Source organism: Paenibacillus brasilensis, assembly GCF_009363115.1.
In the GTDB taxonomy this organism is placed as follows: domain Bacteria; phylum Bacillota; class Bacilli; order Paenibacillales; family Paenibacillaceae; genus Paenibacillus; species Paenibacillus brasilensis.
The window spans coordinates 1,717,123-1,738,975 of sequence record NZ_CP045298.1 but is presented as its reverse complement, the minus strand read 5'-3'; the positions used below and the strand labels follow the sequence as shown (position 1 = coordinate 1,738,975).

Annotated in this window: 11 protein-coding genes; 8 read left to right on the top strand and 3 right to left on the bottom strand. The window is 42.4% G+C overall.

Annotation, left to right across the window (positions count from 1 at the left end):
- Positions 1-92: 92 nt before the first annotated feature.
- The 8 genes from GCU48_RS08140 (at position 93) to metK (ending at position 16,093) form a co-directional block, all read left to right on the top strand.
- On the top strand, positions 93-4,112 hold the full coding sequence (locus GCU48_RS08140; protein ID WP_152379651.1) for an S-layer homology domain-containing protein: 4,020 nt from the start codon (positions 93-95) through the stop codon (positions 4,110-4,112).
- Positions 4,113-4,473: 361 nt separating this feature from the next.
- On the top strand, positions 4,474-7,620 hold the full coding sequence (locus GCU48_RS08135; protein ID WP_152379650.1) for an efflux RND transporter permease subunit: 3,147 nt from the start codon (positions 4,474-4,476) through the stop codon (positions 7,618-7,620).
- 20 nt (positions 7,621-7,640) lie between these two features.
- Positions 7,641-8,987: an efflux RND transporter periplasmic adaptor subunit gene (locus tag GCU48_RS08130; protein ID WP_152379649.1), complete on the top strand. Its 1,347-nt coding sequence runs from the start codon at positions 7,641-7,643 to the stop codon at positions 8,985-8,987.
- 542 nt (positions 8,988-9,529) lie between these two features.
- On the top strand, positions 9,530-11,887 hold the full coding sequence (locus GCU48_RS08125) for a copper amine oxidase N-terminal domain-containing protein (protein ID WP_152379648.1): 2,358 nt from the start codon (positions 9,530-9,532) through the stop codon (positions 11,885-11,887).
- 99 nt (positions 11,888-11,986) lie between these two features.
- Positions 11,987-13,525: a stalk domain-containing protein gene (locus tag GCU48_RS08120; protein ID WP_152379647.1), complete on the top strand. Its 1,539-nt coding sequence runs from the start codon at positions 11,987-11,989 to the stop codon at positions 13,523-13,525.
- A 52-nt stretch (positions 13,526-13,577) separates the two neighbouring features.
- A complete protein-coding gene (locus GCU48_RS08115; RefSeq protein WP_152379646.1) occupies positions 13,578-14,159 on the top strand; it encodes a hypothetical protein in 582 nt (193 codons plus the stop codon).
- A gap of 114 nt (positions 14,160-14,273) precedes the next feature.
- Complete coding sequence (locus GCU48_RS08110) at positions 14,274-14,564, top strand: alpha/beta-type small acid-soluble spore protein (RefSeq protein ID WP_152379645.1); 291 nt, start codon at positions 14,274-14,276, stop codon at positions 14,562-14,564.
- 326 nt (positions 14,565-14,890) lie between these two features.
- Positions 14,891-16,093 carry a methionine adenosyltransferase gene (gene metK, locus GCU48_RS08105; RefSeq protein ID WP_152379644.1) on the top strand — a complete coding sequence of 401 codons (1,203 nt, stop codon included), beginning with the start codon at positions 14,891-14,893 and terminating at the stop codon, positions 16,091-16,093.
- Between the two features lie 164 nt (positions 16,094-16,257).
- Here metK and GCU48_RS08100 read toward each other — a convergent pair whose 3' ends face one another.
- Genes GCU48_RS08100 through GCU48_RS08090 form a run of 3 tightly spaced genes read right to left on the bottom strand, consistent with a single transcriptional unit; the run spans position 16,258 to position 21,734 of the window.
- Positions 16,258-17,157 (bottom strand): TetR/AcrR family transcriptional regulator, encoded by a 900-nt coding sequence (locus GCU48_RS08100; RefSeq protein ID WP_152379643.1) that lies wholly within the window; start codon positions 17,155-17,157, stop codon positions 16,258-16,260.
- 54 nt (positions 17,158-17,211) lie between these two features.
- The gene (locus tag GCU48_RS08095) at positions 17,212-20,328 is read right to left on the bottom strand and encodes an efflux RND transporter permease subunit (RefSeq protein WP_152379642.1); all 3,117 of its coding nucleotides are present in this window, start codon (positions 20,326-20,328) and stop codon (positions 17,212-17,214) included.
- Positions 20,325-21,734 (bottom strand): efflux RND transporter periplasmic adaptor subunit, encoded by a 1,410-nt coding sequence (locus tag GCU48_RS08090; protein ID WP_152379641.1) that lies wholly within the window; start codon positions 21,732-21,734, stop codon positions 20,325-20,327. The genes GCU48_RS08095 and GCU48_RS08090 overlap by 4 nt, the downstream gene beginning before the upstream one ends.
- Positions 21,735-21,853: the final 119 nt, after the last annotated feature.

The following is a 21,853-nucleotide window of genomic DNA, read 5'->3' as shown; positions in this document are numbered from 1 at the left end:
TTTACTAATTTTTTGTATGTTCACTACCGATAAAAAAAGTATTGAATGATTACGTGCCCCAAGGTGCGACAGAATCAAAGGAGGACAATGATTTGAAACGATTGCTATCCATGTTGCTGACGGTTGGTCTCATCATTGGCTTGGTGCCGGCGGCCCTGGTAGGTACGGCTCATGCTGCGACAGGAACTTATTTTATTTTTCCAAATGAAAAATATGATGCCGATTCGGCCAGATCGGTTAACACCGACCGTATTACAGTAAACGGTACGATTAACGGAGTGAACGGAAGCACGATATCGTATAGTGTATTCCAGCTCTCTAAAAACGGAACGACCCTTAACGTGGTAAATAAAAATGAGAGTCAAAAAGGCGGAATTTCAGTCAACGGCTCTACGCTTCAAGTTTCAGACATTAAACTGTTTCCTGGCTTGAACAGAATCACATTCCAAAGCAGTCAAAATTCGGCTGATATGAAGGATTCTATTTATGTAGAGTACCAGGATGGACCCAAGGTTTATGATCTGTCTGCTGCACTGAATGGTGAAACCGAGCAATTGGTAGAGAACCAAACAGCTGTGCTGACAGACGCTAGAAATAGCGGTACGGATGACGTCAAGGTAGTCATTCAAGGTACGGCGCCTAATGCTGGCAGTGTAACGCTCACGTCTGCAAAAAGCAGTAATACGTATACTGTTAACTCTTATACCGGCTATAAACTAACAGGTAGTGTTGTACTCAGTCCGGGTAAGAATATAGTGACTATTAAAGTAGGCAACGGAACTCAGGCCCTTACGGTGATGCGTGAAATTACAATTTATACAGGCAAACCTGAATTTTCCGATTTAAACTTGAGCAAGGATGGAAATGTGTCTGCTGACCTGACCACTTCGCCTGACTTCACCGTTTCATCTACGAGTGGAATTGTTTTGAATGGTAAGGTTTTGGTTCCAGGCGGTGCATCCGATCCGGGAGTAGCTACGATTAACGCACGCTTTACAGATGTAAGTAACAATGGCAGTGCTGTAGGTAGCGCTACTGGGATTGATGCCACGATTGATACTGCTAATGTGGTTACATCAAATGGCTATAAGGTGTATCCATTCCAGGTGACTGTACCTTCAGAGGCTGTAATTGATCATTTGACCAGAGCATCCCTGGGTATAACCTATACTGATAGCAGTACACCTCCAGCTCCATCGGCTGTTCAATTTACATTGCGCAGCAGCACTCAGCCATACATTGATGATGTAAACTATCTTCCTGATTTTAATAATCAATTGTTGAGCAGAATTAATGGAAGCGGGTCTGATCAGGCCGCTGCCATAGATGAAGCCATAAAATTAACTGGAAGCTCTATGAAGAACAAGACCACAGATGCTCCATCTGTTCCTGTAGGTATGGAGTTCATTGTTGTCAACGGCGCTCCTTCTTCGATTTCTGAACTTTCTGGTGTATCCGTTCATACTGTGGGTTCGCCTCAAGATGTGATTCGGACAATCAATGGAAAGGCAACACAAGTGAAGAAAATCGTTGCTTATGTAGATACTCTGCCTAAAGAAGGGCAAAACGTACTGAATTTCTACCTGAATGGCGACACAAGCAAATTGGTTAAAGCAACAGTAAACCTATTGCAGGGTCCTTTCATGAAATATGATACCATCTATGACGGGCAGCAAATCCCGTTGAATACATCAAGTGCAAACTTGAACACCTATAAACTGACACAACTGGGGTACTTTAAAGGTAAATTGCTTGATGTAAGCAACACAGCAGATATTCATTACACTGGCGCTAACCGAAATGTATTCTTGTATGTCAACAATGTGCTGGTTGATCTGGATGGCTCAGGAGCAGACTTTAAGCTTGCTGCTTCCTCGGAAGCAGCCGCAGCCAATGCGCTAGCGAATGGGAATAATGAAATCAAGTTTGTGTACAAGCCAGGTATTGAGTATAGCAATACCGTAAAAGTAAACTTTACACAGACGAATATCCCGGTAATTCCGGCGCCAAACACACAAGGGATTATCCCTTTTACACCAGTTAGCGGCTTGAGCAGTACACCGAAATATAGCGAGATTGCACCAAAAGCAAAAGATGCCAATTTTACTAAGGTAGATGACACAAACTACAAAACTTCTCTGAAAAATATCAATGTGTTTGGTACTTTCAGTATTGCCGATTTGGGTAAAGCAGATCAGGTAAATGGTTCATTAAGTGATATTGCCAATAAAGATCAATATATTCTGGAGATTAAGGGTTCGGACGGCACTGAGATGAACTGGACGTTGAATAATGAGTTTTTCTCAGCAGAAGATGCCAAAACAACGTACAACTCCGGCGCTACTACAGATAAATTTACAAGCAAAGATTTAAAGGACCTGCTTGTGTACTATCATCCGGACAAAAAGTATTTCAGCTTTGTGTTGAAAAACCAAACCGTTCCGCAGGATGGAACACCAGTAGCCTATAACATTACCTTGTACAACAGTGGCAAGAGCGGACCATTTGCTACTTTCCGCCTGCAAGTATCCGGTCAATCCACGGCTTTTGATATTTTGCGTCCGCTCCCTGAAAAGAGAATCGTGAATCAAAACTTTGTGCAAGTGGTTGTGAACGCGCCTAATGCAGATAGTGTTACAGTGGGTAAGGAAACAGCAGTTCAAGAGGGATTTGACTCTGATTATGATGGCACCATTGATTATCCTTCAACCTACAAAGCCATCGTTACAGGACTGAAAGCCAATAAGGATAATAAAATTGATGTCATCGTTACAGTAGGTAAGGAAAAACTGAAACAATCTATTACTGTGAAATATGTGCCTACGAATATTCCTGGCGAGCAGTACATGGAAGCCATGAAAACATCGCATAAAGTGTTTGATGGTAATCTTGCACTTGCTTTTGCAAAGGGAACTAGTCTGATCCGTCGCGATTACGACCAACCTCAACAATTCAAAAACCAGGTATTCTCTGGCCATACGTTGTACTTTGCAATAGCAAATAGCGAAGATGGTGTAGTAGACCGTCATGAATTTGAAACTGAAAAAGCATTATCGGATATGCGGAGCTTGATTGCAGATGGAAGCAGATACTTTAACAGAGATTTCCCAACTCGCTTTAACATGTCGAGTCCGGTATTCTGGATTGACCCAGGTATAGCGGATGATATTAAAACAGATGGGTATGATCCGGTAACTTATGGTGCCGATCCTTATCAATTGGCCAATAAGTCGCAAAATGACAGCAGTAAAATCAAAAATTTCTACTGGCGTGATCCGGCTAACGAATTAGTACCTTCAAAGCGCGGTACATTAACGCTGACGTATGATAATAGTATCTCTCAGGACGCAGGGAAACAAATGACAGTGTTCTATTTTGATTCTGATCTTAAAGATTGGCAGAACATTGGTGGTGTGGTGGATCCGAAGAAACATACCATTAAAGTACCGTTCGATCGTTTCGGGTATTATGTAGTCGCAAAGGTTGGAGAAACGTATAGTGATGTCATTAAGCACAAGTATGCCAGAGATTACATTGAGGCTATTCTGGCTAAAGGTGTCATGAATCCGATGGATCCAATTAATAGTTTTGGACCTGATAGCTACATTAAGAGAGGCGAATTCACGGCCATGATTGTTAAAGGCCTGCAACTTCCTCTTAATTTCAGTGGGGCAAAGCATTTTGACGATGTGTCCATTCCAAATACGATATCAGCAGATGCTCTTTACGATTATCGTTATATTGAAACGGCTGCACGTGCCGGCATTATAAAAGGCTCGCAACCGAGAATCTTTATGCCGGAAGATGTAATCACGCGCCAAGATGCAGCGGTCATTATCGCCAAGGCATTGAATTTGAAGCTGGAAACAGATCATGACAAGATCATGAAGAATCTGTCCAAAACCTTTAAAGATGCAGACAAGATTGATTATTATGCACAAGCATCTGTACTGGCTATTGCCAAGAAGGGCTTTATCACAGGTTCGCCTGTTGATGCAAGTGATCTGAAGCAAGGATATATGTTTAACCCTACATCTCTGACCTTGCGTGGCGATGCAGCTATTATTATTGGTAAAGTTATGGCTGATAAAAAGCTGCTCCCTAAAATCTAATCCTTATAAGCTTGATTTATTGAACATCCCTCCATGCAAAATTGGAATTCCCTTTCATAGACATGAGAGGGATGTTTTTTATAAATCAGCTATTTGACTGGAATTGAGGGCCTGTGCCATAATATCAATGAGCAAATAACTAAGGGGAAAGTTTACAGCGCCTTTGCTTTTTGAATCACCTTAAATGCATTTAAATTAACTACTTTTTTTTAAGTATTTATCTCAAAATGTGTTTATTATTTGCTTATATATTTTTTTTGCTTTTTTTTGCACATATATCTGAAACTTTACGCCTGTTTTTTCGTAGTAGAGGATTAGTGTGCTTAAAAGTTACATAAAGAAGTGAGTGGGGAGTGATGAGATGTCTCAGTTTTCAATACGCCGTCCTGTAACAGTATTTATGTTAATTGTTGCTTTGTTGATCGGGGGCGGTATTTTTTCGTTAAGGCTTCCTGTCGAGTATATGCCTGATCTGAAGCTGCCTATTGCTGTGGTAGTGACCAGTATGCCTAATTCGACACCGACAGAAGTTGAGAAATTGGTGACCAAACCTATTGAAAAGAGTCTGGCTTCTATTGAGAATGTGGATAATATCCAGTCCCAGTCTTCAGAAGGATCATCTATGGTCATAGTTTATTTTAATTGGGGAGTAGATATAAACCAGGCAACCCTAGACATGCGAGATAAAATTGATGGGGTTCGGGGGTCTCTTCCAAAGGCGGCAAATTCACCGCGCGTAATTAAAGCGGATATCAACGCAAAGCCAGTTGTTACGCTCGCTTTTACAGGGAATCAGGATATTAACACGCTGAAGCCTATTGCTAAAGATATTATTGAGCCACGTCTGGAAAGAATTTCTGGAGTAGCCTCGGCCAACATGTCAGGCGGGCAAGAACGGCTTGTGAAAATTACTGTAGATCAAGCGAAGCTCCAAAGCTATGGCATTACGCTGGATCAAATCAGCCAAGCGCTATCAGCTAATAATGTAGCTGGCTCTGCTGGTTCTGTATATCGTGGTAATACACAAATCCAGCTTCGGGTTCAAGGTGAATATAAAGCTGTTTCAGAAATGGGTGAAACGCCAATCCCTGTAGGAAAGGGAAGCGTAAAATTAAAGGACATCGCGACAGTTGAAGACTCTGTGGAAGAAGTCACTACCATTTCTACCTTTAATGGAAAGCCTAGTATTAATATTTCTGTTAATAAAGCTACAGGAGGAAATACTCTAGAAATCGCTAATTCTGTGAAGGAAAGTTTAGATTCAATACGGAAGGATCTGCCTCCGGGAACTCAACTGGAGATGGTCACAGATTCTTCCAAACCTATTAGAGACTCTGTACATTCATTAATAGAGCATGCTATATTGGGGCTCATTATAGCCGCAATTGTGCTGTTACTATTCCTGAATAGTACGCGTTCTATGATTATTGCAACTATTGTTATTCCAATCTCTTTTGTGGCTACATTTATGATGATGTATTTCAGCGGGCAAACCATCAACGTCATTTCATTGAGCGGTTTGCTACTGGGGTTAGGGTCCTTTGTCGACTTTGCCGTTGTTATTATTGAAAATATTTTTAGACAACGACATGAAGGAAAGAGCATGCTCCAGGGCGCTATTGATGGCTCCAAGCAAGTGGGTAATGCGGTAATGGCGTCTGCACTTGCACAGATCGTAGTGTTTTTACCAGTTGTTTTTGTCGACGGACTTGCGGGAGCTTTATTTAAACCGTTGGCATTAACTGTTATCTTTTCTCATATTGCTGCCTTGCTAGTATCGCTTCTGATTGTGCCGATGCTCAGTTCGCGTTGGTTGCCCACCGTGCCAGATGAATCTCTATATTCTTCGGGTACTTATAAAGGTATTAACCCGATTATCTGGTTTAATATCGGATTTGAAAAATTCAAGGGCGGATATCGGCGCGTACTAAATTGGGGAATTAACCATCGGAAATCTGTCCTGATCATCATTTTATTAATGTTTATTGCAGCGGGCTCCTTGGGTTCTATGGTTAAGCTTGATTTTATTCCAAAAGCTGATCAAGGTGAGTTTTCAATTGATGTGAAAATGCCTAACGGGACAGTATTGAAAGAAACTAATGAAGTTGTTCAAGGGATAGAAAAAGAAATTTTAAAAATTCCGGATCTTGACAAAATGACAGTGACCGTCGGTTCCGGTGGTACTTCAGGTTGGTCAGGTGCAACACCAACTGACTCGGCGGAGCTATCCGTTACATTGAAGGATGGGCGTATTCAGGCAACAGATGATGTAGTAGCTGAACTGCGGAAGAAGTTCGATAGCATTCCTGATGCTGAAATTACAATTCAGTCTGCAACAGGGACTTCAACAAGCGGGTCTGCTGTTTCGATTAACCTGAAAGGTGACGATATTGACGTACTGAGGGAACTCTCAGACAATCTCGTAACCGATGTGAAAAAAATACCAGGGACAGTCAATGTAAAAAGTAGTTTGAGTGCAGTGCGTGAAGAATACGAGATCAACGTTAACCGGGAGCTTGCCAGCCGATATGGTTTGTCAGCAACTCAAATTTTGTCTAATGTGAACACTTCCTTTAATGGATCTGTCGCTACAAGTTATCGCACAGGTGAAGATCAGATAGATGTTAGAATATCTTTGCCAGAGCAGGACCGTCATGACTTTTCCTATCTGCAATCTTTGCGTATTACAACCGCACAAGGTATTGATGTACCTTTGTCGTCGGTTGCAAGCATAGATAAACGTGCTGTTCCGGATACGGTTAGTCGTCAAGATCAGACGCGTCAGGTCAATATTACTGCTGACCTAGACGGATCAGTGGACTTAGGTACAGTTAATCAAAAAATAGATGCTCTGTTGAAGAGCACTCATTTCCCTGAGGGCTATGGATTAGATACGGATGGCGGACAAACACAGCAAATGATGGAGTCTTTTAAAAATCTCGGAATAGCTATCCTACTATCTGTAGTGCTGATCTATATGGTTATGGCAGGTCAATTTGAATCCTTGCTTACGCCGTTTGTTATTATGTTTTCGATTCCGCCTACGTTAATTGGTGTACTTATCGGTCTAGTTGTAACGGGAGCGAGCGTCAGTGTACCAGCTTTTACTGGTTATATCATGCTCGTCGGTTTGGTTGTCAACAATGCTATTGTTATGATTGATTTCATCATTCAACTCCGAAAAGAAGGACAAGATCGGGATGAAGCTATTATTCATGGTGCATCTGAACGGTTACGCCCGATTTTGATGACTACACTTGCTACCGTGCTTGCTTTGATTCCAATGGCATTTGCTACAGGAAATGGCAACGAATCCCAAGCGCCCATGGCTGTTGTTGTCGTGTTCGGGTTGTCCTTCGCATCTATTATTACACTGATTCTTGTTCCGGTAGTTTACGTTATCATGGATAACAGAATAGAAAAGCGTAAAGAACGGAAGTTGAAAAGACAGGCGAAGAGAGAGCTTAAAAAACAAACAAAGCTGCAACAAAAGAATGTTCACATTTAATAATGGGGTGAAGAGAAATAATGAATAAAAAAAGTGCTCTGATAGCCACGACATTGCTTCTTTCTGTCGCGTTGGCAGGCTGCGGTGGGGGGGAAGCCCCCGCTGCTGCTCCTGCTGCCCAAATGGCAATTCCAATCCAGGTAACAAAAGTAGCTAAAGGAAGTATAGCGGATTCAACAGGTATTGTAGGCAGCTTTGCGCCTAAGGATACAGCTCAGGTTTCTCCGAAAATTAGCGGGAAGATAGAGAGCATTAATTTGACAGTCGGACAAAAGGTAAACAAGGGAGACGTTTTGTTTACGATTGATCAAAAGGATCTCAAGGACACAATTACACAAAATCAGGAATCCTATCAGGTTACACTGGCTAATTTGAAGCAGGCTGAGTCTGGAGCAGCGCAATCTGTGCAGCAGGCTGAGTCCAGTGTAGACCAAGCTAAAAGTGCACTTGTTCAGCAAGATAGCTCTATTACACAAGCTCAGAATTCTCTGGTAGATGCTCAAAATTCCGTTAATAATGCCCAAAGCACGCTAACTCGAAACCAGCAGCTGTTTAGTGCTGGTGCTGTCTCGCAATCTGACTTGGAGCAGTCCGAAATAGCGTTTAAAAAAGCTCAAACAGCGCTGGAAAACGCTCAGATTGCACTGCATAATGCACAAACATCCAAGGAAAGTGCCCAAACAACATACAATAATGCTCTAAAATCATTGCGTCTTGCACAGCAGAAAACAGGTATTGATGTGGCGCGTGCTTCGGTGAATCAGGCCAAGGCTTCTCTAGACACTGCACGTAGTCAGCTTGCGAATGCTATAGTCAGATCCCCTATGTCGGGTACTATTTCTGTAGTTTCAGGAACGACAGGGCAAATGGTCAGCCCTCAGTCAGCTGTTGTTACGATTGCCAATACCAATCCGATCCTTGCCAAGATCAATGTTTCTGAGGAGGATTTGACTAAGCTAAATGTAGGATCCACTGTAACTGTGGGGGTGGACTCATTAGGCAAACGAATTGATGCTAAAGTGACGGCGGTCAATCCCGTTATGGATAATGATCTCAAAGCATATCCTGTCGAAATATCTGTTCCCAATCCATCTGGCGAGTTCAAATCCGGTATGGTTGTGAATGTTTACATGAAAACAGAAGCTCCGCGCAATATCCTTGTAACGCAGGATGCAATTTTAGAACAGGCAGGGAAGAAGTATGCATATGTAGTGGAAGGAACTGTTGCTAAGCGGGTAGAAGTGCAAACAGGCCAGGAAAGCGCCAAACAGGTTGAGGTAACCAAAGGGCTTACTGAAGGGCAAAATGTCGTCGTTAAGGGAGTAAGTTTGCTTTCAGATGGTGCGAAAATTAATGTAGTGAAATAATTCGTTTTCGTTATCTTACAGTAAATTGCTGTTACTCCGTCATTCCTACTACTTAAAACTGTATTAGAGTATTAGATTTCTACAAGGAATCTATAGTCTTTATGTACTTTATATATTCTATGGATAATTCTTGATGAATATACTCCATTGAAGACTGACTTTAATGTATGGGAATCACCTTGTACATTTAAGGTTGGTAAGGTAAAAGTTGTAGGATGACGGAGGAACAGGTTTAATAGTATAATTATGACTGTGGAAAGCGGAATACATAATCAAAAAAAAATAAATTTTTTTTGAAACTGACGCAACTTTTTAAACCTATGCTACGTCTAATTGGGTGAGTATGAAACAAAGGGGTACAAAAGCGTAAAGACAAAATTCGCTAAAAAAAATCTTTACTGCATTGTTATCACATTGTATAATACTGGAGTACGTCATAAATGGACGCTTTCTTTCAACTAGATTCCAAGCTTCTGTGATATTGTCACAGATATCATTTTATAAGGGTTCTCATAAAGCTCGGAAAGGAGGTGTAACGACTGATGAGTGACAAGATCCGACAAAAAGACAAAAATAATATTTCTGTTTATATTCAAGGAGGAGAAAAAAAGGTTATGACAAAGTTTAACAAAAAAATGATCAACGTGCTGGCAACAGCAACATTGGTTGCTGGTGTTGCAGCTCCAATCGCAGCATTGACTGCACCAACTGCTATCCATGCAGCTTCTAGCTATGAATCCGTGTATACTCCAAGTATCGATTCTAGACAGCAAGACAACGCTACTTTAGGTAGAGCAAGAATTACCGTTTCCCAAGCTTCTGTTGCTAAAAATTCTTCGTTCACTGTTACTTTGCCTAAAGGCTTCACTTTCGGTACTGCTCCGAAAGGTGCAGTTGGTGCTACAACTTCTGCTAGTGATGCTACTTATGGTTTAGGTGTTTATGTTGACGCTGGTGACAATAAATCTAAAGCGACTACTGACAATCCTTTCCCTGCTGATCCACTGAAAGTTGAACAACTAACTAATAACTCTGCACGTGTAACATTCAATTTTGAAAACTCTTTGGATAGTGCAAAAGTATACTTGAACTTTGCAAGCATCAATGTTGCTGGACCTAGCAATGGACCAGTGAAAGCTTCCATCGATGCTTCTTCTACAAGTGGTTTGACTAGCGGTGAAGTTGCAATTGCAAACGTAGTATCTTCCGGTCAAGTATCTTTGTCCGCTTTGGATACTGTTTCTAACACTGATAATTTCACTGCAACATTGAAAGTTAAAGAGCAAACTGCAGCTTCTTTGGCTAACAATAATAACATCAAGCTGAAACTGCCTAGTGGTTTTAAATGGAACGCTCCAAGCACTGCTACTATTCTGTATGGTGACCTTGCACCGAGCGATGTAGATTATAAAGTTGATGGTGATACTCTGACTGTCTCCTTGAAAAAGGTAAGTTCTAAGGAAACAACATTTAATCTGCCTATCAGCTTCTACGTTGATGACGAAACAAACGCTAAAGAAGGCGACATTACTGCAACGATCTCTGGTAACACAACCACTGACGTTAGCTCCCTCGTAGTTGGTAGCTATGGACAAATCGGTGGTGGCGTTTCCGTTGCTACTCCAACAACAATTCTTGCTGGACATGACGAGCAAAAAATTGGCGATATCGTAATTAAAGAGAAAGTAGCTCACTCTTTTGTTTCAGGTCGTACAGTAACTCTGCGTTTGCCTGAGGGTGCTCGTTGGCAGTCTACTTTCGATAGCAATAACCCAGGAGAAAATTTCGTTGGTTCTTTCGAAAATACTAATGGTATGGGTAACGTGAAAGTATCTTACACTGACTCCGACAAACGTACTTTGAGATTGACTTTCAACAATCCTAGCAGCACTACTGACCCAGGTACTTTGAAACTGAAAAACGTTGAAGTTGCTACGCAACCAGGTTTCTCCGGTGATCTGAACGTTGAAGTTGCTGGTAGCCAAGGTCTGAGCGGTAATGTTAAGGTTGCAACTGTGAAGCAAGCTGTTACTTTGGCTGCTGCATCCAAACCAACCCTGACAATCGGTCTGGGCGACCAACAAGTTGGCGATATCACAATTACTGAAGCTGCTAAAGAAGCTTTCGTTAAGAAAGACGGTAGCCGTGAAGTAATCTTGGAATTGCCAACAGGCGTACGTTTTGCTTCTACTCCAGATGTAAAAGTTACAGCTGGTGACGTTAAAGTGAAGAGCGTGTCTACTGATACTTATGGCGATAGCGATAAAGGCCGTCTGAGCTTCTACATTGATAGCGAAAGTGCTACTCCAAGTACAATCACAATCTCGGCTCCTAAGCTGACTGTTGACCGTACTGTAGCTCAAGGCGACATCGTTGCTAAGCTGAAAGGTAGCGCAGTTTCTTACACTGCATACAAAGGCGCAACTGACAACACTCAAAACTGGAAAGACAACAACACTGCAGCTGCTGAAGTAGCAATCGCAACTGTTGGAACTCCAGCTCCAGGTGCTACTAAAACTAAAGCCACCTTCACACTGGGAAGCACTTCCTACACTGTGAACGGCCAAAGCAAAACAGCTGATGTAGCTGCTTATGCTGAAAACGGACGCACTTACTTGCCAGTACGTTATGCTGCTGAAGCTCTGGGTGTATCTCCACAAAACATCCTGTTTGACAAAGCAACTTCTACAGTTACCCTGATCAAAGGTAACACTGTTGCCCAAATCAAACTGAACACTAACCTGTTGACTGTTAACGGTACTGTGATTCGCATGGACGTTAAAGCTGTAACTAACAAAAACCGTACTGTACTGCCTATCTACTGGGTAGGTAGAGCACTGGATGCAGCTGTTAACTATGATGCAACTGCAAAAACAGTTACTGTTGAAAACAACAACTAATTTAAGAGCAGCTCTTTTGAGTTAACTGAATTAGATGAGAAGAGGGTTCCTTTTGGAGCCCTTTTCTTTTATTAGCCTTATTGACAAAGGAGAGAAATTATGAAACGTTTTGGAGTGGCACTACTGTCCACATTGGCTCTTACTTCTATGTTCGCCAATCTTGCGGGAGCTCAATCAGGTGATATAAAGGTTATTATTAACGGTGTAACTCAGCAATATACACAATCCCCAGTGATTAGTCAAAATACAACCTTGGTGCCTCTTCGCGGCGTTTTTGAAAGTTTGGGAGCGCAAGTGGAGTGGGATAGCAAAGCTAAAAAAGTAACAGCATCCAAAAATAATGATACGTTAGCTCTAAATGTTGGTTCTAAACTGGCTTATAAGAATAGTGCGCCTGTACAACTGGATGCGGCAACTCAAATTCAGAAGGGTCAAGTATTTGTTCCTTTACGTTTTGTGAGTCAATCATTAGGCGCCAAAGTAAATTGGGATCAGACTACACGGACAGTAACCATTTCAAATCAAGCTGATGGAATCACTACTGGTGATCAAAGCAACAGCTTATCCAGTAAGCCTTTTGCAGCTCCTGTGACTAAAGTTACTTATGATACCTACTATAACGATTCTTTGACTTATGATGATGCAGTTAAACTGGCTATAGCTGATAGTACCTCAGTGAAAACAGCAGAAACGAATATTGATCAATCTGGAAAAATCATGAAAGAAACAGGGAAGGATATTAAATTTGTTCCTGCAGAAGCAGGCGATGAAGCGCAAGATAAAGCCTTCAAAGGTTATGCTCAAACTAACCTTAACTATGAGGCCGCCAAAAAGAACCTGGACATGACCAAAGAAGGTATTGAATATAATGTAAAAGATCTTTATAACAAGCTTCTTCAAAAGCAAAATGCTGTTAAGCTGGCTGCATTGAATATAGAAGATGCTGAGCGCAAACTGAAAGTTGTACAAATTAAAAGAGATAATCAAATGTCGAGTGATTATGAGGTGACTCAAGCCACCAATCAATTGACTCAAAATCATGCTGCTTTAGAAAAGGCTAAAAAAGATCTGGATAGTGCATATGTATCTTTGAATCAAGTAATTGGCTATAAACCGGAACAACGTTATGAACTAAAGGATAAGCCTGTTTATTCTGAGTTTAAAGATAATGTGGAAACTAAGGTGAGCCAAGTACTTACTAGCAGCACTGCTATTTGGTTAAGTGAACAAAAAGTAGATTTAGCTGAATTGAGCTTGAAACTCTACAATTTTAATACGCCAGGAAATACGCCATACGAAGCTCAACAACTTGATGTTGAAAAAGCTCAGTATGCAACAGAGGGTACAAAGAGACAGCTTGAAGAAGCTGTAAGAACCATTTATAACAACATCAAAGGATTGGAAAGTCAGTACTCCCAAATACAAGCTGGTTTGGTGAGCGCTAGAAGTGCAGCTGATATGACTAAAAAGCAATTTGATGTTGGCTTAGCTACTGAGCTTCAGGTTTATGAGGCTAATTTGAAAGTAACCACTGCTGAACAGCAGGCTGAAGATATTGTTACAAATATTGATACATTGAAAATGGCATTTGATAAACCGTGGGCTATGAAAGGTGCTTCTTCTGAAGCAAGCCAATAATACGAACACAAAGTGTTTTTGCAGATGCATTAACCTGCTGTAGGAGGATTCCATGAAATCACGCTATAAAATATCGTTGGCTACTGTTTTACTTGGTGGAGGAATTGTTGCAGGCTCCTTAATGAATAATTCAGTAAATGGGGCCTCCGACCCTGGACAACCAGGTACAGCTGATGATCCAGTCGTAACTAAAAGCTATGTTGATCAGAAAATTGCTCAGGCAATCAAAGGTGGAGGATCAGGAAGTAGCAGTAATAGTAAAACGACTAGTTCAACAGCATCCACAACAAGCGCTACTTCTAGTGCAACAGCTTCGGGAGCGTCTAATACAGGCAAAGCTTCAACAGCAGTAGAACAGACTGAGGAATTAAAGGTTGTTGATATAAAGCCTGGTCAAAAGTTAATTGCCAAAGCTGGAGCGGAATTTATTTTACGCAATGGGTATGCTGTTGTATATAGTATGGATGCCAGTGGTGCTATTGATATTACTTCTGGAACAGAAATTGTTCATAATCAGGTTGTCGAAAAAAATCATCTATTATCGTTTCCTAGAGAAGGAAGAGGTATTCAGGTAAAAGAAGGGCAAAAGTTTGGCTTGGTCGTTATGGTACGAGGCGGTTATACGATACAGTAAACTGCTTTGTTCGTAAATACTGCTTGGGATAGCAAATTGTTCTTGGCTAAGTGACATCTAATCGCTGCACACTAACCTCATGAAAGACAATACATTTAATGGAGGGTGTGTACAATGGCGTCAAGAGGCCAAAGACAATTAATTCCTGAAAGCCGTGCCAGGTTACATGATTTGAAGTATGAAATCGCTGCGGAGTTTGGGCTCCCTGTCTATAACCCTCAATATTCTCATATACATCCCAACGCTGACAGTGAATTTGCTGCGGAATTTGGAGAGTTTGCGGGGAAAGGGAATGTGGCTTGGCGAGATTTAACTTCAAGACAAAACGGTTCTGTTGGTGGAGAGATTACGAAGCGATTGGTACAATCTGCTGAACGTAGCTTATCTGAATTTGATGCATTATAAATTGCAATAATTTCAACTAAATATATTAGCTTGTAAAGTGCAGTTATTTGCATGTGAATCAAAATTGATTTACGTGTAAACTTATTCCGACTTTGAAGCTTGTAATTGAGCGATATGAATTGACACCTTGTTTTAAATAAGATATCATGGCATTTGAGGCTTGTACGCAACCTTTTCCAACCGGAAAAGGTTCATTTTTTGTTAGTCAGGTGAAAAAGCTATCTTCCTGTCATATGCTGGCTTGAAGGTACCTGAATAATACCATCGTCATGTCAGGATTTCTCGTATAAATCCTCATGTATTTTAATTATGGGAGGTTGAAGTTCATGTCTGTAAAGGGCCGTCATTTGTTCACGTCCGAGTCTGTAACAGAAGGGCATCCAGATAAAATCTGCGATCAGATATCCGATGCTGTATTGGACGCCTTTTTGGCTAATGACCCTAATGCACGGGTAGCGTGTGAGGTATCGGTAGCTACCGGTCTCGTTCTCGTCATTGGTGAAATCAGCTCCAAATCGGAATACGTGGATATTCCATCCATTGTACGAAACACGATCAAGGAAATTGGCTATACACGTGCGAAGTACGGTTTTGACTACAATACTTGTGCTGTATTGACTTCTTTAAATGAACAATCTCCGGACATTGCTCAAGGTGTTAATGCTGCCTTGGAGAGCCGTGATCCTGCTGAAGTGAATAAAGAAACAGAAAACATTGGTGCAGGGGACCAAGGTTTGATGTTTGGTTTTGCTACGAATGAAACCCCTGAGCTGATGCCTTTGCCTATTGCTATGTCTCACCGTATTGCACGACGTTTGTCTGAAGTACGTAAGGATGGAACACTTAATTACCTTCGTCCAGATGGTAAAACGCAAGTAACCGTTGAGTATGAGAATGGCAAGCCTGTTCGTATCGATGCAATTGTGGTTTCTACACAGCATGCAGAGGATACTACACTGGAGCAAATTCAAGCAGACATCAAAGAAAAGGTAATTTTGCCGGTTGTTCCTGCTGAATTGTTGGACGAGCAAACCAAATATTACATCAATCCGACGGGACGCTTTGTTATTGGTGGCCCTCAAGGTGATGCAGGTCTGACAGGGCGTAAAATCATTGTCGATACGTATGGTGGTTATGCACGTCATGGCGGAGGAGCATTCTCCGGTAAGGATCCGACCAAAGTGGACCGCTCTGCTGCTTATGCTGCTCGTTATGTAGCGAAAAATCTTGTGGCAGCTGGATTGGCAGACAAGGTAGAAATTCAGCTTGCATATGCTATTGGTGTGGCTACACCTGTTTCGATTAACGTGGATACATACGGTACAGGTAAAGTAAGCGATGAGAAGCTGGTTGAGTTGATCCGCAACAACTTTGATCTTCGCCCAACAGGTATCATTCGCATGCTGGATCTGCGTCGTCCAATCTACAAGCAAACAGCTGCTTACGGTCACTTTGGCCGTACAGACCTGGATGTACCTTGGGAGAGTGTAGACAAGGCAGAAACATTGAAAGAACAAGCGGGTCTGTAGCTCCTGGTATGTTAATAAATAAAAGCAATAAACTAAAAAAGACTGTCTCATGTAAATGAGCAGTCTTTTTTAGTTATGTTTCGCAGACTAACTACAGCAGATTCAGCAAAATTTACTTCATCGGCGTCTGAAAATCTGTTTTAACTGCACCGAATGGTTGGCTATTATTCCGATTCCGGTGCAAGGTCTAATAAATTTTTGAGTAAATGGCAAACCTTTTGCAGTTCCTTACGTTGCTCCAAATACGAAAAAAGAGCTTTTAAGAGCCCTTTCTGAGGGTTCGCTTTCAGAGCTTCTTCCTTTAGTAGAGTGGAAATTTGCTGGTACTCTTGCTTATCCTCCAAACTCCATGAAGACAGAAGTATACTGTCTTCCAGAGAGTGAAGAAGGACATTGATCTGGCGGCCCTGATCGAAGGGATTGCTTATAGTGCTTTCAGGTAACCAGCCTGGACTGCCCCACAAATGATAGACCGAATCAGTACTCTTCAGGCTGGCAACTAAAGAATTGGATAAGAAGATGATGAATTGCGTAAGATGCTCAATCGTTTCATCGTTCATCCGGTCAGCAAAGAAACGAATATATTCAAATACAACACTTTTAAGCACAAAAGTAATATCCCATACATAATCTTCAATGTCAGATCCGAAAACATCAATCAGACAGTCGCATACCCATTTGTACAATTTATATTCATGTTGTTCGAAGGTGCTGTTGAGCTGTTCATTTTGGAAAATAAGCATGGACGGCTCAGGAAGATCCATCATCGAATAGACTTTGTTTTTAACCAGATTTCTTAAATAAAGTACAATAAAGTCGTGCAGCTTATCCTCATTCGTAAGATCAAATTTACTGTAAAGTGCCCTGATGTCTTGTTCAATATTGTTCTCCAGAATGATACAAATTTCCAGAGGCAATTCTTCTTTTCCCTGAAAATATTTATAAAAGGATGCCTTCGCCATCCCGCTTTCTTTGGCAATTTCTTCGACAGATGTCGAATAATAGCCTTTTCTGGAGAACAACCGAATGGCTGCCTGTAGAATATCATTCTTTTTGCTTTCCATACATACTCCCCTTTTAGGGTCCAGTCCGGCACACGTCGCATTACTCCATGCATTTTATAAAGGCTGATCGGGTGTCATAACCGTGTGTTGTTGTTTTTGGAGCTGACGGCGCAATTTGAACTTGGCCAAAATCATATATAAGGACGGCACGACAAACAAGGTTAACATAGTTGAAAACAACAAACCGAAAATGACGGTAAAGGCCAGTGGTTTAAAGAGAAGGCTTCCCAGCAGGGCTAACGGAATCATTCCTACAATAGCAGCCAGAGAAGTCAATAAAATGGGTCTGAAACGGGCAGCGGTAGCTTGTATCACGGCTTCTTTTAGTTCCATTCCTTCGTGCCGGGCATCTTCAATAAATTCAATTAACACAATTCCGTTCCGTACAACAATGCCTGCAAGAGCAATAATTCCCATGATGCTCATAAAACCGATAGGCATACCAGTCAAGAAAATACCAATGATCCCGCCGGCTGCTGCCAGATATACGGTCGTCATAATGATAATAGGGATGGACAGCGAGTAAAACTGCATAGTGATCAAAAGTAAAATGAGTAGAACTACAACGATCGACAGCTTCCCTAAATCTCCGAATATGGTGGATTGATCGGATGTTTCGCCGCCTACCTCCCATTTATAGCCTTCAGGGAACTTCATTTGTGCCAATTTGCTTTTTACATCCACCATCGCTTCGCTTGCAGTACGCCCGTTCAAATCGGCTTCTACCGTAATCGTCCGCTCCATATTGTAATGCTTGATTTGCTGAATTGCAAATGAAGGCTTGATCTGTACAAGCTGGTTTAATGGAATCTGCACACCGGCAGAGTTGACCACACTTAATTGTTGGAAAAGGGTGCTAGGCTCCTCATTGCTATGATTCAAATACAATTTAATATCCACCAGGTCGTTGCCAGTGTCAAATTGGCTGACTTTCGCTCCTTCTTTTAATAAAAGCAAAGTACGAGTCAGATCCGTGTAACTTACCAGGTATTGATCCATAGCCTGCTTGTTGACTTGCAGATCCAGTGCATATCTTTCAATCCCTATATCATCCACGATGCCGGTTGTGCCCTTCACTGTGGCAATCTGCTCCTTTACCTTTTGGGCAAGGGTTTGCAACTGGTTCAGATTCTGACCGGAAATCCGAATGGAAACAGGTTTGCCTACCGGGATTCCCAGACGGGGAACATGTGCCGTGATTGTAGCTTCAGGATATGACCTTTTAACATGCTGTTCCCAGGCATCCACTGTCGTGTTAAGATCAAAAGTATTTTTTTTGCCGACGACCGCAACTTGTCCCACGGTTTCATCATATCTAATATCTCCACCCGAACTACTAATATCACTAAATAGCTGCGGTGCAGCTCCTCCGGCACTGTAGACGACCTCGGAGGTTTCGGGCTGCTTCTTGATCCAGTCTGCAATGTCTTTGACGACCTGATCCGTTTCTGTAACGGAGGTGCCTATAGGCATCTTTATATTGAATGCGACATGAGGGTCCTCCGAATCGGGAAAGAGTTCGACTGCAGTAAATGGAACCAATCCATAAGCGGCTGTTCCAAGCATGAGTCCTGCCATTGCAGTCAGCAAGGGACGCTTAATGACTTTGGGCATCAGCTTTTGTGAATACAGCTTATTTAAAGACTGAATCTGCCGGCCCAACAAGCCTGCAGGCTTCATTTTACGTTGAGGTTGACGATTCTGTCTGCGTTTCTCATACCATTCCCGGAAAATGGGGATGATGGTGAGCGACATGATCATGGAAGCAAGCATGGTCAGCGTAACAATGGCTGGAATAGGCTTGATGAATGCACCTACATTTCCTTGCAAAAACAGTAGTGGAGCAAAGGCTGAGATGGTAGCCAGTGATGCAACCAAAATCGAAAGCATCACTTCTTTAGTACCTTTGATAGCTGCATCTTTGGGTGATTCCCCTAGTTCCGTAAGCCTCCGCTCAATATTATCATTTACCACTACAGCGTCATCGACAAGTATGCCAAGTACTATGATCAGACCGATAACGGAGATTTGATTCAGTGTAATACCGAACATAGGCAAAAAGATAATAGCAATGGCAACCGAAATTGGAATCGCCAGTGCGACAAAAGCAGAAGTCAGCAAATTCAGGCCCAACATACAAACGAGAATCACAGCTGCAATTGCTAGAATTGTCTCGCGTTGCAAATCGTCGAAGATATGGTCTACCTGATCCTTTTGTGCAAAAAGAGTTTCAAGCCGAATCCCATCGGGAAGGGTTCTTTCTAACTCTTGAAGCTTGGCATTGACCTTTTTGCTCATAGACGGGACGTCTGTGCCCTTTTCTGCTCCAATACTTAGCGTAATGGCAGGTTTTCCTTCTACATAGGCAAAGTATTCCTTTTTGGCGTGTGCCAGCTCGGTCGTGGCAACATCTCGCAAATAGACGGGAGCCCCCTCCTCAGTCCGAGTCAGAATGGCTTGATTTAATTCCTCGGCTTTTTGGGGCTCCCGGACAATGAGCTGAAAAGTACGTCCGTTGTAGTCAATATCGCCGGTCGGAACCCGATCGATTTGTGACTGGATCGCCTGTGCGACCTGTCCCCACGACAGATGGTACTGTTGAAGCTTTTGATTATCGATTTGGACACGCACTTCCTGGTCAGGGAGCCCGTTGAACTTGACATTGGATACACCTGGTATGGTGTTGAGCTGATCTTTCCACGTTGTGATTAAATCATTGAGCTGATATAGCGGTGCAGGGGAGTCAGCTACCAGCGCATAGGAGCCGATAAACGAACTGGTTAGCTTATCATTCACAACAGGTACTTCAGCACCTTCGGGAAGATCAGCTTGCGCATCCTGTACTTTTTTACGCATATTATCCCATACCGTTTGTGGATCAACTCCATTTTTGGATTCAATTAAAATAGAGGAGAATCCGTTACCGGAAGTCGATGTAATCGTTTTAACACCTTCTACTTCCTTGATGCGCTTTTCCAGCTCCTTGGTTACGGTTTGTTCAACTTTTTGCGGTGAAGCACCAGGATAGACTGTTGTTACCATAGCATTTTGTATGGTGACATCTGGCATTTCCTGCTGTGGTAATTGGAAAAATCCAAAAGCTCCGACTAAAACAAGCATAACAAAAAAAAGTAACGTAATTTTTCGCTTTTTTACGAAATATTCAATCATGGGCGGCCGCCTTCTTCCGCTTTAATCGCATTGCCGTCAAATAGATTTTCTGCCCCTTTAATGACAATACGTTCGCCCTCACGAAGGCCAGATACGATTTGTAATTGATTTTCTATAACCTGATCGCCAAGCTTTACGGGTGTTTTAACAGCTTTTCCTTTAATATCTTTAAAGATAAAAGGCTCTGTTCCTGTGTTAATGACCGCTTCAGCGGGAACGAGAATGCCGTTCTTGTCTGTCACCTGTCGAGCAGCTTTAATCACCTGACCAGGTAACCAGTCCCGCTGAGGATTGTTTATAACGATCTCTACGTTGACTATTCCCGTATTGGCACTGGTTGAAGGGTAGATATTGGAAACAGTGCCTTGACGGCTTTCCTCATATAGCATCACATTCACAGATTGCCCCTTCTTCCAATCTCTGATTTCACTGTCCGGTACCGGAAGCAGTACCTTGAGACGGTCAATTGAGCCTATGCGATAGACGGTTTGGCCTGAAGCGACCAAGTCACCTGTATTCACGCTCTTGCTTAAAATAACGCCGTTCACAGGAGAAATTAGACGGGTGCGTGAAAGCGCAAGTTCTGCCTGCCCCTTGGCAACAAGGGCTTTTTCGTAGTTGGCATGGGCTTGTTTTTTGGAAGCTGCAGCCTGCTCACTGGCAGCAAGGGCTTTGCTTTTACCTGCAAGCGCATCTTGAAAGGAAGCCTGGGCGGATTGATGATCTTCGGTTGTGGCCCCTTCCAGCAAAAGGGACAGGGATTCCTTGGCTTGCTCCAGATCTTTCAGGGCCGCAGTAGCATTCAGGCGAGCATTCTCATTATCTGATGCGGTGGCAGCGCCTGCCTCAAACAGCTTCTGCGTACGCTCACTATCCGTCTTGGCTTTATTATAGGCACTTTGTGCCTTATCTACAGTGGCTTGCGCTTGCTGTTTCTCTTGAGCTCGTGCACCTTTATTGATCTTGTTGACATTCGCGCGAGCTCCTGTAATGCCAGCATCGGCGGATTGAATCGCAGAGCTAGCAGCTTGTAAATTAGCCTGTGCGTTATCAATACCAGCTTGTGCCTCCAGGATGGAGGCCGTCGCCTGTGCCACTTGGAGCTTGTAATCAGCGTCATCCAAACGAGCAATAACAGCTCCCTTCTGTACAGCTGTACCGACAGTGAGATCTGCACTGGCTACGGTGCCTCCATTTTGAAAAGCCAGTGTGTTTTCCTCATAAGCCTGAAGAGTGCCTGACAAGTTATAGGCAGTATGGAGCGGAGAGGATTTGACAACTGTAGTACGCACAACGGTTGGCTGTGCAGTTGAGCCTAGACTAGCATCTTTCTCCACGCTGGAACATCCAGCGATTGCTATGCTCAGGGATAAAGTAAGTACGGTAAGTAACCGTTGTTTATTCATGTTTTCAAACCTCCCGATAGGTCAATAAAAATAGACCTGAACTCATTAGTATGTTTTGAACTTAATAGTTCATTCGTATTATATTTCGCCCATACTGTGTTCGTCAATTCGCTGTTTTC

Excerpts from the sequence above, each read along its gene's own strand:
- GCU48_RS08095 (WP_152379642.1), bottom strand. The coding sequence starts at position 20,328 with ATGATTGAATATTTCGTAAAAAAGCGAAAAATTACGTTACTTTTTTTT.
- GCU48_RS08100 (WP_152379643.1), bottom strand. The coding sequence starts at position 17,157 with ATGGAAAGCAAAAAGAATGATATTCTACAGGCAGCCATTCGGTTGTTC.
- GCU48_RS08125 (WP_152379648.1), top strand. The coding sequence starts at position 9,530 with ATGAGTGACAAGATCCGACAAAAAGACAAAAATAATATTTCTGTTTAT.
- GCU48_RS08120 (WP_152379647.1), top strand. The coding sequence starts at position 11,987 with ATGAAACGTTTTGGAGTGGCACTACTGTCCACATTGGCTCTTACTTCT.
- GCU48_RS08130 (WP_152379649.1), top strand. The coding sequence starts at position 7,641 with ATGAATAAAAAAAGTGCTCTGATAGCCACGACATTGCTTCTTTCTGTC.
- metK (WP_152379644.1), top strand. The coding sequence starts at position 14,891 with ATGTCTGTAAAGGGCCGTCATTTGTTCACGTCCGAGTCTGTAACAGAA.
- GCU48_RS08090 (WP_152379641.1), bottom strand. The coding sequence starts at position 21,734 with ATGAATAAACAACGGTTACTTACCGTACTTACTTTATCCCTGAGCATA.
- GCU48_RS08115 (WP_152379646.1), top strand. The coding sequence starts at position 13,578 with ATGAAATCACGCTATAAAATATCGTTGGCTACTGTTTTACTTGGTGGA.
- GCU48_RS08135 (WP_152379650.1), top strand. The coding sequence starts at position 4,474 with ATGTCTCAGTTTTCAATACGCCGTCCTGTAACAGTATTTATGTTAATT.
- GCU48_RS08110 (WP_152379645.1), top strand. The coding sequence starts at position 14,274 with ATGGCGTCAAGAGGCCAAAGACAATTAATTCCTGAAAGCCGTGCCAGG.